The organism is Nocardia aurantia (genome assembly GCF_009604425.1).
Classification (GTDB): domain Bacteria; phylum Actinomycetota; class Actinomycetes; order Mycobacteriales; family Mycobacteriaceae; genus Nocardia; species Nocardia aurantia.
On sequence record NZ_WEGI01000006.1, the window covers coordinates 322,455 to 337,499 of the forward strand.

A 15,045-nucleotide genomic window follows, 5' to 3' on the forward strand; every position below is an offset into this window, starting at 1 on the left:
GTCAGCCCCGCTCGATCTTGTGCAGCGGGTTGGATCGCTCGAGCATCCCGTAGGTCTCCTCGCCGTCCCAGCGGTAACGGACGCCCGCCTGTTGCAGCGCCGGGAAGTCGGAATTCTCCTGCTTCAGCGACTTGATCGAGTAGGTGTCGTCGTCGTGGTGAACGTCGTGGGTGGAGACCACGGTCTCGCCCGCGATCGGAATCACGATGCCGTCGGCGGTTTCGAGTGTCAGCGACACGTCCTCGCCGAGGGCCCGCAACCGGGTCAGCCACGGCGCGCGCACCACCCGGGCCGGAATCAGCTCGCCCTCGCCGAGGAACACGAAACCCTCGTTGAAGGTGGGCTTCCCGTCGTCGCGCGGCGGATACGCCATGTAGCCGAACGCCTTTCCGCTCGGGAACACCGCCGACTGCCAGCAGTGGCCCCAGAATTCGGCCAGCCGGCGCACGCCCTGCCGGCGGATCCGCAGGCCACTACCGGTGAACTCCTGTGGCGCACCGCCGTTCACGGTCACCGAACCGGCGGCGCGGAACAGCTGCTCGTAGCGAGGGCCGCCCATGAGGTCGCCCTCGACCGAATTCTTCAGCTTGTCGCCGGCGTCGGTGCGCAGTGCGCCCTGGACCCACGGCGGCACCGCCATGGTGGCGGTCACGTGGAAGGACAGGTCGACCAGCGGTCCGTCGGTCTTCCCGGCGGCAAGGTCGGAAGACGTTGTGCTGACCGCCTTTCCGTCGTAGGTCAGCTCCCAGGTGTGGAACGGCCGCACGCAGCGGAAGGCCAGCGGACCGGCGCCGAGCACGGTGGGCCGGCCGTCCGGTCCGGCCGGTGGCCGCGCCGGGCTGGTCTCGCGCAGCCGGAACGCGCGGCCGTCGGCGAAGGCTACGTTGACCTGGATGTCGTGCGAATCCCAGTTGGAGGCAACGGCTTCCACACCGATGCGCGGCAGCCCGAGCTCACCGCGATCGTCGGACACCCAGAAGCTGACCGAATCGCGCATCTCCGGGTTGTCCGGGCGGTCGGCGAAGACGTACTCGCGGGCGGGATCGATACCGCCGGTCGTGTCGATGGTCATCGGATTGTTCTCCTTCCGATCGAAAGTCAGTGCGCGGTCCAGCGTTCGGCGTGTGCCACGTAGTCCGCGAAGGCCGGTCGCACCCGGTCCAGGTCGATGTCGTAGGTCACCGGATCGGCCTTGTGACTCGGCTCGCGCTCGGCCGCCGCGGTGGTCCACCAGTTCCGCATCCGGGCCGCGAACTCCTCGGACACCGGCTCGCCCAGCCACCGGTAGAGGCCGGTCACCTCGCCGATCGGGTCGGCCTGCATGGCCCGGAAGTCGATGTCGTAGAAGCGGTCGTCGGCGCCGTTCGCCCGGAACGCCACCGTCCGTTCCATCCCCGCCGACCAGTGCTCCACATTGAGCCGGCCGATATAGGGCAGGTCGATGTCGTCGGTGAACCGGCCGGTGATGTCGGCGTACAGTTCGGCCACCGAGAGGATCACGTCGGCCGGATCGCGATGGGTCATCACGAAGCGCGCGTCGGGGAACGCCGTGTTCAGGTACTTCAGGAACAGCACGTGCGAGGGGCATTTCAGCCGCCACGGCCGTTGCGGCTCACCCCATTGCAGCAGCTTCATCACCCGCCGCTGGTAGGCGAAGGTCGAGGTGAGGTCGGCGTCGAGCAGCCAGCTGCTGTAGGACGGAACCTGCGCGTAGGCGTGGAAGATGTGCGACTTGAAGTCCAGTGCCATCATGTCGTGGCATTCCATCGGCCCGTGCTTGTCGTCGATCGGCACGTGATATCGGGTGCCGACCATCTCGCCCTTGTCCGGTGGGATGCGCGGATCGACGCCGGTCACCGTGGACGGCGGCGGGCAGGGCTGCGATGATTCCCAGCGGCGGATGTAGCGCACGCCCGGGTCCTGGGCCAGCAGCACCGACAGTGCCGTGGAACCGGTGCGCGGCAGTCCGATACCGATCAGCGGCGCCAGGATCTGCCCGTCGTCGATCTCGGGATGGCGCCGGTACCAGTCCTCCACCTGCAACCGCTGGCTCAGGTGCAGCACGATCCGGTCGTACAGGAACTTCTCACCGGTGGCGTTGAGCCGCGCCTCGCGCTCCAGCGAATCCAGCAGGACGCCGAGGCCCTCGCGGAACGAGTCGTCACCGAAATCGTGCAGACCCGTCTGTGCCACAGCGGTTTTCAGAATGTCGTCGATCGTCGGCACGGCCTCAGCCCATCCACTGTCCGCCGGCGACGTCGATCGTCTGCCCGCACATGTAGCTCGCCGCTTCCGAGGCCAGGAAGGCCACCACGTTCGCCACCTCTTCGGGCAGGGCCGCGCGGCCGAGCTGGACCCGTTCGGTGATCGACTCGGCGATCGCGTCGCGACCGGCCCGCTCGGCGTCGTTGGCCGGATTCAGCAGGTAGCGCCTCATATCGTCCTTGAGCATGATGCCCGGACCCACCGCCATCACGCTGATCCCGCGCGAGGAGTACTCGTGCGCGAGGTTGCGGGTGAACCCGATGACACCCGCCTTACAGGCCGAATACACCGTCAACCCGGACTGCTGCACCCGCCCGGCGACCGCGCCGATGTTGATGATCTTGCCCGAGCCCTGCGGCAGCAGATGTTCCAGCGCGGCGTGCGCGCCGTACATCATCATGGTCAGGCTGCCCAGCACGGTCATGTCGATATCCGCCTTGGTGTGCTTGTCGAAGGCACCCGCGGTCACCATCACCGGGTTGTTGATCATGATGTCGAAGCCGCCGAGCGCGTCCCTGCTCTCCGCGACGGCGCGATGAACCTGATCCCAATCGGACATGTCGGCCCTGACCGGGACCGTGCGCACACCCCAGCGCTGCTCGATCTCCTTCGCCCGGCGCTCGACCTTCTCGAACGTCCGGCCGACCAGCGCGATATCCGCGCCGCAGCCGGCGAGCCGGGTCGCGATGGCGTGGCCGAGACCGTCGCCGCCCGCTCCGGTGACGACGGCTTTCTTCCCGCGCAGATCCAGCAGATCACTCACGCGCTTGTCGACAATGTGATAAGGCAGGCGGTCGAAACCCAATATCCGCGACCAGTCCTGTTCCTGAGTCTCCACGGAAACTCCTCTCCCGCTCCGTCGTCGGAGCACATTCGGATCATCGGGCGGCGGATGCGGATTCGGCCCGATGCGGCAGATCCTGTGGTGGAAGATTAGGACTCCGGACTTTTCACCGGCCAATACTGATTTCGGCGGTCAGTCATATCACCGTGTTATGGCACGTGTTACCGTGCGCCGATGGACACCCACCGGCTGAAGTACTTCCTGCGGATCGCCGAGGAGGGTTCCATGACCCGGGCCGCGACGGTCCTCGGCGTGGCCCAGCCGGCGCTGAGCCGCCAGATCCGGCTGCTCGAGGAGGAACTCGGCGTCACGCTGTTCCACCGCACCCGCCGCGGGGTGGAACTCACCGAGGACGGCGAACGACTACGAGCCTCCACCGCCGCGCCGCTGCGTCAACTGGAGTTGGCGCTGCACTACGCGGGATCGCCCCTGGCACGCATCGAGCGCGCGCTGCATCTCGGCATGCCGCCGACCGTCGCCCCCCTGCTGGCCGGTCCGCTGCTGATCGGCCTGCGCGCGGCCTTCCCGAAGGTGAACGTGCACCTGACGGTCGCCGGCGCGAGCAGCCTCGTGGAGGAGATGCTGCGCGGCCGGATCGACTCGGCGGTGATCAATCAGGTGACCGACGAACGTCTGTTCGCTCGCGATCTGCTGGTGGAGGATCTGGTCGTGGTCGGCGGGCCCGGCTCGCGGTTGCGGCCGGACCGGCCGATCACCTTCACCCGCCTGGCCGAACTGCCACTGGTCCTGCCCGCTTCGCCGCTGGGCATCGCCAGCACCGTCGAGAACGCCGCGCTGCGACTCAAGTTGCAGGTCCACACCGCGATCGAGACCGATTCCCTGCCCGTGATGCTCGATCTGGTGGAACGCGACGAGGTGTACACGGTGCTGCCGATCTCCGCTTGCGGACCGGAGCTCGCGCGGGAACAGGTCCGCTACGCGCCGCTGATCGAACCGACCCTGACCCAGCACATCGTGGTGGCGTCCTCGGCGCGGATGGATCTCCCGCGCGAGTTCGCGTTCAAGGTCGGCGACGTGCTGCGCGAGGAGGTCAAACACCTGACCACGTCCGGGACCTGGCCCGCCCGATTCCTGGCGCCGCGACCGTGGAATCCGAATTGGGCCTGATCGTCCGGCTGTCGCGTCCTTGTCCGGCGACCGCGCCCGAGAGTACCGTTCTCGTCACCAGGAATTTAATTCTCCATTGCGGGCATCGACTTTCGCCGCACGGTTCGCAGTGCGGCGAGGGCCTTCGCACGGTCAGAGATAACAAGAACTTATATCAGATCCGGTAATTCCCGGACCGTCGCGGCATTGTCCCGATAGGGCCGCGCCGGGTCCGGGAATTGTCGCCGGATCGCCTCAGCGCACCGAATAGCGGACGTATACCACCCCGGAATCGAAGGATCGGGTTTCCAGCAGTTCGAGATTCACCTGCGCCTGCTCGTGGAACAGCGGGGTACCGGATCCGAGCGTCACCGGATGGATCATGATGCGGAATTCATCGATCAATCCGAGGTCGAGGAACGAATGCACCAGTTTCGGGCTGGCGTAGATCGCGATCGTGCCGCCCTCCCGCTCCTTCAGCGCCTGCACCTCCTTCGCCACGTTCGTGCTGATCAGCCGGGTGTTGTTCCACTCGGCCGCCGCCAGCGTGGTCGAGAAGACGACCTTGTCCACGGCGTTGACCCATTCGGCGTGCGTACGCTCGTTCGCCGAACTCTCCGGCGTCGGCTGCGCCGCCCAGTAGCCGTACATGCCCAGGTAGGTCTCGCGCCCGTACATCGCGGTGTCGAAATCGGCCTGGACGTGCTCCTGAACGTAGGTGGCCAGATCCTCGCTGTAGCCACCGAAGGTGAATTCGAATCCGAGGTCCTTGCCCGACGAGGCGAATCCGTCGAGGGTGATGTGCTCCAGGGCCACGACCTTGCGCATGATGCTGTCCTTTCGGTGCCGACGGGCCGCTCGGCCCACACCTACTCCTCGAACGGCCCGGCCCGGAATCGACACCTCCGCCAAGATCATCTCTTGACGGTGTACAACGGAGGTGGTTAACGTCACTGCCGACGCGGAAACATGTGTTCGCCGCCACAATCGAGTTGGGAGTTGCATGTATCCCGGTGCCTATGTCTCGCGATTCCCGGACAAACCCGCCGCGATCTCCGCGTCCACCGGAGAGGTGCTGACCTACCGGGAACTCGAGGAGAACTCCGCCCGCCTCGCGCGGTTCCTGTACGACGCCGGGCTGCGGCGCGGCGACCACCTCGCGGTGATCGCCGACAATCATCCCCGGGTGTTCGAGATCTACTGGGCGGCACTGCGATCGGGGCTGTACATCACCGCCGTGAACAACCACCTGACCGCCGACGAGGCGGCCTACATCGTGAACGATTGCGGCGCACAGGCTCTCGTCGTCAGCGGTACCCTCTCGGCGCTCGCGGAGAAGGTGCTGGACGGCACGCCGCAGGCGCGAATTCGCCTGGCGTACCACGGTTCCGTCCCGGGGTACCGGTCGTACGAGGAGGAACTGCGGACGGTGTCGCCCGAGCCGCTGCCGCGGCAGCCGCGCGGCGGCGACATGCTGTACTCCTCCGGCACCACCGGCCGCCCCAAGGGGATCAAACAGCCGCTGCCCGACCGTGAGGTGCACGAGCCGGGCGATCCCTACGTCGCGATCTTCGGGCCGCAGTACGGGTTCGACACCGACACCGTCTATCTGTCGCCGGCGCCGATCTATCACGCGGCGCCACTGCGCTTCGGCGGCGTGGTGCAGGCGCTGGGCGGCACCGTGGTGCTGATGGACCGGTTCGACGCCGAGGGCGCGCTGGCCGCGATCGAACGGTACCGGGTCACCCACAGTCAGTGGGTGCCGACCATGTTCGTGCGAATGCTCAAGCTGGACAAGGAGATTCGGGAGCGCTACGACCTGTCGAGCCTGAAGGTCGCGGTGCACGCGGCGGCGCCGTGCCCGGTGGAGGTCAAGCAGGCGATGATCGACTGGTGGGGCCCGGTGCTGTACGAGTACTACGCCTCCACCGAGGGCAACGGCGGCACGTTCATCTCCAGCCCCGAATGGCTCGCCAAGCCCGGATCGGTCGGGCGGCCGGGCATCGGCATCCTGCACATCTGCGCCGACGACGGCACCGAGCTGCCCACCGGCGAGACCGGGCTGATCTACTTCGAGCGCGAGGACTGGCCGTTCGAGTACCACAACGCGCCGGAGAAGTCGGCGGAGTCGCGGCATCCGGAGCACCCGCTGTGGACCACCACCGGCGATGTCGGCTACGTGGACGCCGACGGGTACCTGTACCTCACCGACCGCAAGGCGTTCATGATCATCTCCGGCGGCGTGAACATCTATCCGCAGGAGATCGAGAACGCGCTGGCCCTGCATCCGGCGGTGTTCGACGTCGGCGTGATCGGGGTCCCGGATCCGGAGATGGGCGAATCGGTGCTCGCGGTCGTGGAACCGGCCCCCGGCGTCGAGACCGGTCCGGAACTGGCCGAACAGTTGCGCGGCTACCTGCGCGAGCGGATCGCGCACTACAAGGTGCCGCGCCGTGTCGAATTCGCCCGCGAACTGCCCCGCACGCCCACCGGAAAGCTGGTGAAAGGCAAGCTCCGCGAGCGATTCCACTGATGCTCCCGGCACCGTTTGTGTATTGAGATTCTCTGATTCAGAGAATTAGACTCTCGTCGGAGCTCGTGTGATCGAGCTCGCAGGTGACGGAGGAGTGGATCGGTGACGGAATTCGCGGCGGTGCCGCTGCATCACGACGGAGCGGATCTCATCGGAGGGCTGGTCGTGCCCGAAGGGCCCGGGCCGCATCCCGGCGTGCTCGTGGTCCACACCGCGCACGGGCCGAACGACATGATGCGCGAGCGGGCCACGCGGCTGGCCCGGCTCGGCTACGCCGCGCTCGTGGTGGACATGTACGGGGGCGGCAAGGAGCACCGGTCGGCCGAGGAGGCGGGCGGGCCGTTCGCCGATCTGGTGAGCCGGCCGGAGCGGCTGCGCGAGCGGATCGTGGCCTGGCACGCGGCACTGGCCGCGCTCCCCGGGATCGATGCGGCGCGGACGGCGGCCATCGGCTTCTGCTTCGGCGGCAAGTGCACGCTGGAGCTGGCTCGCAGCGGGGCGGACGTGCGGGCCGTGGTGAGCTATCACGGCCTGCTCGGCACCGACCGGCCGGCCGAGGCCGGGACGGTGCGCGCGCATGTGGCGGTGTACGCCGGCGCGCGGGATCCCTATGCGCCACGGGCGGATATCGAGAAGCTCGAACGCGAACTGTCCGACGCGGGCGCCGACTACAGCCTGACCGTATTCCAGCGTGCCGCACATGGTTTCACCGATCCCGACGCGGATGCGATGGGGCGCGAAGGCATCTCGTACAACGAAGAGGCCGACGCGGCGTCCTGGGCCGGGACCGTGGCGCTGCTCGAAACCGCCCTCGCCTGAGGACGTTCCGCGGCGCCGCCCGGAAGATGGTGCGGCGCCGCGGAATACGCACAGCGCTGTCGTGGGTCGCGTGGCGCCTCGGATTCGGGGGGCGTCGTGAGCCACGGAACCGCCCGGCACCCCGCCCGCGGGATCAGGCGGGGCTGCCGCCGAGGGCGGACAGGCAGAACGCCCACAGGTCGTCCGGCAGGGTCGCCGGAGGCTGCTGGGCGTAGGCGTAGTGATGGTAGACCGAGCGCACCAGTTCGTTGATGAACCAGGCGGCCCGTTCCGGATCGGCGGGCCGCAATTCGCCCGCCGCCATACCCTTGCGGATCTCGCCGAGCAGCAGTGCCGCGAACGGCCGCACCGCCTCGGCCATCTCCTCCGGGAAGTTCTGCTGCAAGCGCCAGTGCGTGGAGACGATGAACCGGGCCATGGCCTTGTCGTCCCCCTCCGCGTCCAGTGAGCGCAGCGTGGAGGTGACGTAGTGGCGCAGCCGGGCGATCGGATCCGGCAGATCGCGCGCGTCCTCCACCGAGCGGACGCAGCCGGCGGCGATCATCTCCGCGAACACCGCCAGCAGCAACTGATCCTTGCTCGCGAAGTACCGGTAGAAGGTCTGCAGCGCGACCCCGGCCTCCTTCACCAGCTCCTGGGTGGTGAAGGCGTCCCCCTTCTGCAGGACCAACCGGTGCGCGGCGTCCAGGATCAGGCTCGCCTGCTGCATGCTGCGGCTGCGGGTCCGCCGCACAGCGGGCGACCGGTCCGCGGCTTTCTCGGCCCACGACATCCGAGATATGCTAGCGGGCCTCACGGCGGGGTCAGCACCACGACCGGTATCGGGCGTTCGGTACGCGCCTGATAGGAGTCGTAATTCGGCCACACCTCGGTCATGATCGACCACAGCCGCGGCTTCTCGGCCTCGCCCGCGGTGCGGGCGACCACGGGAATGTGCCGGTCACGCACCTGGATCTCGGCCTCCGGATGGGCCGTGAGGTTGCGGTACCACTCCGGATGTTCCGGCGCGCCGCCCTTGGACGCCACGATCAGGTAGTCGTCGCCGTCGCGGCCGAAGATGAGCGCCGAGGTACGCGGCCGGCCGCTGCGCCGGCCGGTGGCGGTCAGCAGCAGGATCGGCACGCCGTTCCAGATATAGCCGCGCTCGCCGCGGGACTCCCGGTAGGCGCGGACGTGCTCGTCGCCGCGCAGGCTGAGATCCGGTGGACTGTACGGTGTTTCGGGCATCACGACTCCTCGGTGCGGATATGGGTCAGTCGAAACGGACGGGAATGGCGGTCGCGCCGCGCTCGTACATGCCGATCAGCCGGGGCGGTTCCGCGTCGGGATCGAGCCGCACATTCGGCAGCCGATCCAGCAGTGCGCCGATGCCCGTGAGCATTTCGGCGCGGGCCACGTGCATGCCGAGGCAGGTGTGCGGGCCGCTGCCGAAGGCCAGCGACGGCTTCGGCGGACGGGCGATGTCGTACTCGTCCGGCCGTTCCCAGCGATCCGGGTCGCGGTTGGCGGCGCCGATGCACAGGTGCAGTACCGAGCCCGCCGGCAGCGGCGTGCCGTGGAATTCGGTGTCGGCGGTGACGAATCGGGAGAACATCGGATCGGTCGGCGACCAGCGCAGCGCCTCCTCGATCGCCGGGCGCAGCAGCCGCCGGTCCTCGTTCACGGCGCGGAGTATCTCGGGACGCTGGAGCAGCGCGGTGAGGGTGATGCCCATCTGCTTCCAGGTGGTGCCGGAGCCGGCGGTCAGCAGCAGCACCGAGAACGAGTAGATCTCGTCGTCGGACAGCCGATGGGTGACGCCGTCGTCGTCGGTGTACTCCGCCTGCACCAGCACGCTGATGAGGTCGTCCGCCGGCTGTTCGCGGCGGGCGGCCACGATCGGCGCGAGGATCTCGACCACCGCACCGGGGCGGCGCAGCGCCGCCCGGATGTCGAGGGCCTGCGCCACGGGCACACCGAAGCTGCCGGTGATGGTGAGCACCGGGATCGCCGCGCAGAAGTCGACATTCAGCTCCGCGCGGCCGTGCCCGGCGATCTCGTCGATCAGCGCGTGTACCGTCTCCTCGATCCAATTGCGAATCCACCATTGGGCTTTCGCTGGAACGAAGGACGGTTGCACCAGCCCACGATAACGCCGATGCCGTGCGCCGCCCATCACGAGCATGCTGCTGTCGGTGCCGATCGCCCCGGTCGCGCCGACCGCGTCCGGCGAGGAGGCGAAGGTGACCGGATCGCGATAGGCGGCGCTGCACACCTCGTAGCCGAAGGCCGAGAAGTGCGGGCGATCCGGATGCGGAAGTCCATGGAACACCAGCGGTTCCGCGACACCGGTGAGTTCGTGCACGGTGCCCGCGTGCACCGGCGCCTGAGCCCGCAGCCGATGCCAGGCCGGATACGGGTCGTCGGAGTAGCCGCCGCCGGTCTGCACCAGGAACGATCCACGCAGATCGAAAAGCTCACGGACACGGGAGATGTCGAGTGTGGTGGTCATTTCGCGACATATCCCCCGTCGACCGGCAGCAGGACGCCGGTGATGTTGGCGGCGCGATCCGAGACCAGGAACACGGCCGCCTCCGCGCAGTCCTCGGCGGTGATCGGACGCCCCAGCGGGTGTGCGGCGCCGACCTTCTCGGCCGCCGCGGCCAGGTGCGCCGGATCGGCCAGTGTCAGGCCGCCGGCGGCCATGAACCCGGTGTAGGGCATGCCCGCCGGGCACAGCGCGTTCGCGCGGATGCCGAACGGGGCGCCCTCGATGGCGACCGCGCGGGTGAGCTGGTGCACGGCCCCCTTGGTGGCCCCGTAGACCGAGCCGCCCCACGCGACCAGGCCCGCCACCGAACCGGTGTTGAGGATGACCCCGCCGCCGCCCTGCTGTTTGAAGCGCAGCACGGCGTGCTTGCAGCCGAAGAAGACACCGCCGAAGTTGACCGCGACCAGGCGCTGGAAATCCTCGAGCGTGTGATCCTCCAGCTTCGCCCCGAGCCGCGGGGTGGGGACGCCGACATTGTTGAACAGGATGTCCAGGCGGCCGAACTGCCCGGCCGCGGTCTCGATCATGCCCTGGACCTGGTCCTCGCGGGATACGTCCGCCGCGGCGGGAACCGCGGTGCCACCGGCGGTTTCGATGAGATCCGCGGTCTGCTTCGCGGCGTCGGCGTCGATGTCGGCGCAGACGACCCGCGCCCCCTCGGCGGCGAATCGCAGTGCCGAGGCCCGGCCCACACCGCTGCCGGCTCCGGTGACGATCGCCGATTTGTCTTGCAACAACATATTTTTCACACTTCCAGTGAGGTCCCGCCGCGCGTGGTCAGGCGGATTGCGTCAGGCGCAGCGCGCCGGTGGGGCAGCCCTCGACGGCGACCCGGATGGCGTCGAGTTCGTCGCCGGGTGGATCCAGCGCCACGGCCTTCGCGTCGTCGTCGTGCTCGAAACTGGCCGGGGCGTAGACGACACAGACGCCGCTGCCGATGCACAGGGCCCGATCGACGATGATCTCGGGCATGTGATCGCGGGCGATCTCAGGCATGCGGCCGCGCCGGGGGCTGGGCGGGGGTGAACCGGTAGAGCCGCTCGGCGTTGCCGCGCAGCAACTTGTACTGGACCTCCTCCGGCAGGTGCTCGATCCGCCTGCGCACCAAGCCGATGCAGTCCGGCCAGGTGGAATCCGAATGCGGGTAATCGGTTTCGCACATGATGTTGTCCTCGCCGATCGCGTCGATGCTGGCGATGCCGTGCTCGTCGTCGATGAAGCAGCCGAAGATGTGCTCCCGGAAGGTCTTCCGGATGTCGAGGGTGTCCAGATTCGCGGTGCCGCCGGTGGTGTGGTCCTGGAACCGCGCGCCCTTCTTCACCCAGTGCCGCTGCTTGTCGAGCACCTGCTCGGCACGCTCCAGATAGTAGGGCATCCAGCCGATCTCGCCCTCCGACAGCGCGATCTTCACGTTCGGGAACTTCTCGAACATGTCGCTGAACAGCCACGACAGCATGGTGCCGGAGGTGCGCATCGCTCCCCAGGTGAGGTTGGCCATGAACGGCGCGTCGGGCGCGATCTTCGGCACCTGTGAGGAGGAGCCGACGTGCATCGAGACGACCATGCCGAGGTCGTCGGCGGCGGACATGACCGGATCCCAGTAGCGGTCCTTGTCGTGGATCGTCGGCAGGCCCAGCGGGGCCGGGTTCTCCGAGAAGGCGAAGGTGGTGACGCCCCGCGCCGCCATGCGTTCCAGCTCGGTGACGGCCAGGGCCGGATCCCACAGCGGGATCAGCATCAGCGGAATGTAGCGGCCCGGCGCGGCGCCGCACCACTCCTCCACCAGCCAGTCGTTGTAGGCCTTCAGGCAGACCAGGCCGAACTCGCGGTCGGAGGCCTCCATGAACAGCTGGCCGCAGAACCGGGGCAGGGTCGGGAAGCACAGCGACGCCAGGATTCCGGCGCGATCCATGTCCTCGACGCGCGACCTCGCGTCGTAGCAGCCGGGCCGCATCTCGCTGTAGGGCAACGGTTCCGGGCTGAACTCCTCCTTCGACTTGCCCGCCACCGCGGACAGGCCTGAGGTCGGCAGCCGCTTGCCGTCGTAGACCCACATCTCGCGGCCGTTCGCGTCGGTCTCCATGTGCGGGGCGCGATCCCGGTCCTTCGCCGGGACCCGGTCGATCCAGAGGTTCGGCGGTTCCAGGATGTGGTCGTCGACCGAGATCAGCCAGTCCAGGTCGAGGGCGGCCGGGGCCGTTGTGCTGCGGGGGGTTTCGAGGGTGGTCATCGCGCCAGTTCTCCGATCGCCATGTGCTTGACTTCCTGAAAGGCCCGGATGCCGTCCGGGCCACGTTCGCGGCCGAGGCCGCTCTGCTTGTAGCCGCCGCTGGGTGCGTAGGCGCTGAACACGGCGGTGTTCACGTTCACCGCCCCGGTGCGCAGCCGGCGCGCGACGCCGACCGCCGCGGCCACGTCGGCGCCGTAGACCTGCGCCGACAGGCCGTATTCCGAGTCGTTGGCCAGCGCCACCGCGTGGTCCAGGTCGCGGTAGCCGATCACCGCGAGCACCGGGCCGAAGATCTCCTCGCGCGCGGCGGGATTCGCGCTGTCGGGCAGGTCGAGCACGGTCGGCTCGAAGTAGTAGCCGCGGTCCGGGGACTGCGGCCGCTTGCCACCGAAAGCGATTGTGCCGCCGTGCCTCTCGGCCAGGGCCACGTAGCGCTCGCACCGCTCGCGCGCGCCGGCGTCGATGACCGGGCCCATGGTGGCGGCCGGATCGGCCGGGGAACCGACCTTGATCGCGGCGTAGGCGGCGGTCACCGCCTCGAGCACCTCGGCCTTGCGGTCCTCGGGGACCAGCATCCGGGTCGCCGCGACGCACGCCTGGCCGGCGGTGGAGGCCACCACCATGATCGCGCCGGTGGCGGCCCGGCCGACGGCGTCGGGCAGGTAGATCTGCGCCGACTTGCCGCCGAGTTCCAGCGCGACCCGTTTCACCGTCGGCGCGGCCTGCGCCAGGATGCGGCGGCCGACCGCGGTGGAGCCGGTGAACGACACCATGTCCACGGCCGGGTCGGTGGTGAGCAGTTCGGCTGCCGCCGAACCACTTTCGGTGATCACGCTGAGCACCCCGGCGGGCAGTTCGGCGGCCTCGGCGGCGGCGCCGAAGATCAGCGACGAGATCGGGGTGAGCGGGCTGGGCCGCAGGATCACCGAATTCCCGGCCAGCAGAGCCGGAATCAGCTTCTGGAAGGCCATGATGATCGCCGCGTTGTAGGGGGTGATCGCGGCGACCACGCCCACCGGCTCGTGCCGCCGGATGCTCAGGGCCACCCGGCCGCGCACCAGATCGTCCACCGGCACCGGGGCCGACTGCTCGTGCGGCATGGACAGATACAGGTCGATCGTCTGCCGCGCCAGCGCCAGACCCGAACGGAACTGGCTCGATTCGGCGAACCGCAGCGGCTGGCCGGCCTCGGCGACCATGGTCGGCACGAGGGTGTCGTGCGCGGCCTCGATGTGATCGAGCAGCCGGCGCAGGACCAGGGCCCGGTCGGCGGCGGGTAGCTCGGCCCACACCCCGGCGTCGAAACTGCGGCGCGCCTCGGCGATCGCGCGCCGCACCTCCGGCCACGGGGTCGCGGTGACGGTGCCGACGGAACTCTCGTCGGCGGGGTTCTCGACGGCGATCGGCTCGTGGCCGGACACCCATCGCCCGGCGACGTAGGTGCGGTCTTCGCGGAGCAGATCCACGGTGGTACTCCCAACGCTCACAATGGAACCGAGCTGTAGACGACCGCCCCGCCGAAATGCGGGGAGGAATGACAGGCGACCCCGACGGTCGCCTCGCGCTGCCGTGCACCGGCGCGGCCGGACAATTGCAGGTAGCACTCGAGCATCTGCGGCACGCCGTGCATGCGGCCGTTGCCCAGCGCTCCCCCGCCGGACAGCGCGGGCAGCGCGCCGGGCCGGTCGCTGTCGATGCCGCCGTCGGCGACGAACCGGTGCGCCTCGCCCGGCGGGCAGAAGCCGAGAACCTCGAGCCAGAACCAGACGAACGGCGCGAAGCCGTCGTACACCTGCGGCAGATCGACTGCGTCCGGGCCGATTCCGGCGTGCTCCCACAACCGGCGCGCGGTTTCCGCGCCGCCGCCGAGGATGTCGTCCAGCGGCCAGTGCTGCGGCAGCCGCCGCCGGGTCGGCGCGCCGGACGCGTAGCCGGATACGTACACCGGCCGGTGCGGCAGATCGGCGGCCCGCTCGGCGGAGGTGAGCACGAATGCCGCGACGCCGTCCACCGGGATGTCGCAGTCGAATTTGCAGACCGGGTCGAACAGCTGCGGCGCGGCCAGATACTCCTCGGTGCTCAACGGCTTTCCGGCCCAATAGGACCAGGGCAGCCGCGACCCGTTCTTGCGGGCCTCGGTCACCACCGCCGCCATCGCCTCGCGTTTCGCGCCGTACCGTTGCAGATATTCGTTGTACGGCAGCGCGATCGTGGCCAGCGGCCCGAAGAAGCCCTGCGGCACGGTCCACTGCTGTGCACCGGCGGCCTCGCGCATCGGGTTGGCGTGGTAGCGGCCACCCGGATTGTGCAGAGCCCGGTGCAGCACAACGTAATCCGCGGCACCGGCGGCGATCGCGTTGACCGCCATGGCCACCGAGCCGGTCAGCTGGCCGATACCGTCGAATCCGGCCGCGTAGCGCGGATCGACGCCGAGATGCTGGGCCAGCCAGTTCGGCGACACGATGCTCACGCCGTCCTGCTTGGTGTGGTCGCCGGCGCTGGGCAGCAGCGCGGAGCCGACGAACCCGTCGACCTCCCGGACCGCCAGTCCGGCATCGGCGATCGCGGCCCGGGCGGTCTCGACGGCCAGCGCCCCCAGCGGCCGGTCCGCCTGCCGCCGGACCGGACTGTGCGCGTAGCCGACGACCGCGACCCGGTCGCGGGCGGGGAAGCGGCCGGTCATGAGCGGCACCCCGGCCCGGCGCCCGGGAGTACGC

The 15,045-nt window shown here is 69.0% G+C and carries 15 protein-coding genes; 3 read left to right on the top strand and 12 right to left on the bottom strand.

Annotated elements, in window-relative coordinates:
- Position 1: 1 nt before the first annotated feature.
- The 3 genes from NRB56_RS15500 to NRB56_RS15510 are packed head-to-tail and all read right to left on the bottom strand — an operon-like array spanning position 2 to position 3,103.
- Positions 2-1,072, bottom strand: coding sequence for a hypothetical protein (locus tag NRB56_RS15500; protein ID WP_153342697.1), 1,071 nt, complete (start codon positions 1,070-1,072; stop codon positions 2-4).
- A 26-nt stretch (positions 1,073-1,098) separates the two neighbouring features.
- Complete coding sequence (locus NRB56_RS15505) at positions 1,099-2,226, bottom strand: sulfotransferase family protein (RefSeq protein WP_319943043.1); 1,128 nt, start codon at positions 2,224-2,226, stop codon at positions 1,099-1,101.
- Positions 2,227-2,230: 4 nt separating this feature from the next.
- Positions 2,231-3,103, bottom strand: a complete 873-nt coding sequence (locus tag NRB56_RS15510) for an SDR family NAD(P)-dependent oxidoreductase (protein ID WP_319943044.1) — start codon at positions 3,101-3,103, stop codon at positions 2,231-2,233.
- Positions 3,104-3,283: 180 nt separating this feature from the next.
- On the opposite strand from NRB56_RS15510, the gene NRB56_RS15515 reads away from it, so the two are divergent.
- A complete protein-coding gene (locus NRB56_RS15515) occupies positions 3,284-4,237 on the top strand; it encodes a LysR family transcriptional regulator (RefSeq protein ID WP_153342699.1) in 954 nt (317 codons plus the stop codon).
- A 234-nt stretch (positions 4,238-4,471) separates the two neighbouring features.
- Here the strand turns inward: NRB56_RS15515 and NRB56_RS15520 are convergent, their stop codons facing one another.
- Positions 4,472-5,044, bottom strand: coding sequence for a dihydrofolate reductase family protein (locus NRB56_RS15520; protein ID WP_153342701.1), 573 nt, complete (start codon positions 5,042-5,044; stop codon positions 4,472-4,474).
- A gap of 175 nt (positions 5,045-5,219) precedes the next feature.
- Between NRB56_RS15520 and NRB56_RS15525 the strand changes: the two genes are divergently transcribed.
- Together NRB56_RS15525 and NRB56_RS15530 are read left to right on the top strand one after the other, a co-directional pair.
- Entirely contained in the window at positions 5,220-6,749 is a 1,530-nt protein-coding gene (locus tag NRB56_RS15525) for an acyl-CoA synthetase (RefSeq protein ID WP_153342703.1), read from the top strand.
- Positions 6,750-6,851: 102 nt separating this feature from the next.
- Positions 6,852-7,568 (top strand): dienelactone hydrolase family protein, encoded by a 717-nt coding sequence (locus NRB56_RS15530; protein ID WP_319943045.1) that lies wholly within the window; start codon positions 6,852-6,854, stop codon positions 7,566-7,568.
- Positions 7,569-7,701: 133 nt separating this feature from the next.
- Here the strand turns inward: NRB56_RS15530 and NRB56_RS15535 are convergent, their stop codons facing one another.
- The 8 genes from NRB56_RS15535 to NRB56_RS15570 are packed head-to-tail and all read right to left on the bottom strand — an operon-like array spanning position 7,702 to position 15,011.
- Positions 7,702-8,301, bottom strand: a complete 600-nt coding sequence (locus NRB56_RS15535; protein WP_406603486.1) for a TetR/AcrR family transcriptional regulator — start codon at positions 8,299-8,301, stop codon at positions 7,702-7,704.
- A 59-nt stretch (positions 8,302-8,360) separates the two neighbouring features.
- Complete coding sequence (locus NRB56_RS15540) at positions 8,361-8,795, bottom strand: nitroreductase family deazaflavin-dependent oxidoreductase (RefSeq protein WP_153342705.1); 435 nt, start codon at positions 8,793-8,795, stop codon at positions 8,361-8,363.
- Between the two features lie 25 nt (positions 8,796-8,820).
- On the bottom strand, positions 8,821-10,059 hold the full coding sequence (locus NRB56_RS15545; protein WP_153342708.1) for a cytochrome P450: 1,239 nt from the start codon (positions 10,057-10,059) through the stop codon (positions 8,821-8,823).
- Entirely contained in the window at positions 10,056-10,838 is a 783-nt protein-coding gene (locus NRB56_RS15550; protein WP_153342710.1) for an SDR family NAD(P)-dependent oxidoreductase, read from the bottom strand. Before NRB56_RS15550 ends, NRB56_RS15545 begins: the two co-directional genes overlap by 4 nt.
- 37 nt (positions 10,839-10,875) lie before the next feature.
- Positions 10,876-11,094: a ferredoxin gene (locus NRB56_RS15555; RefSeq protein WP_227837752.1), complete on the bottom strand. Its 219-nt coding sequence runs from the start codon at positions 11,092-11,094 to the stop codon at positions 10,876-10,878.
- A complete protein-coding gene (locus NRB56_RS15560) occupies positions 11,087-12,328 on the bottom strand; it encodes an amidohydrolase family protein (RefSeq protein WP_153342712.1) in 1,242 nt (413 codons plus the stop codon). The genes NRB56_RS15555 and NRB56_RS15560 overlap by 8 nt, the downstream gene beginning before the upstream one ends.
- On the bottom strand, positions 12,325-13,815 hold the full coding sequence (locus NRB56_RS15565; RefSeq protein WP_319943046.1) for an aldehyde dehydrogenase family protein: 1,491 nt from the start codon (positions 13,813-13,815) through the stop codon (positions 12,325-12,327). The genes NRB56_RS15560 and NRB56_RS15565 overlap by 4 nt, the downstream gene beginning before the upstream one ends.
- Positions 13,812-15,011 (bottom strand): thiolase family protein, encoded by a 1,200-nt coding sequence (locus tag NRB56_RS15570; protein WP_153342714.1) that lies wholly within the window; start codon positions 15,009-15,011, stop codon positions 13,812-13,814. Before NRB56_RS15570 ends, NRB56_RS15565 begins: the two co-directional genes overlap by 4 nt.
- Between the last annotated feature and the right edge of the window lie 34 nt (positions 15,012-15,045).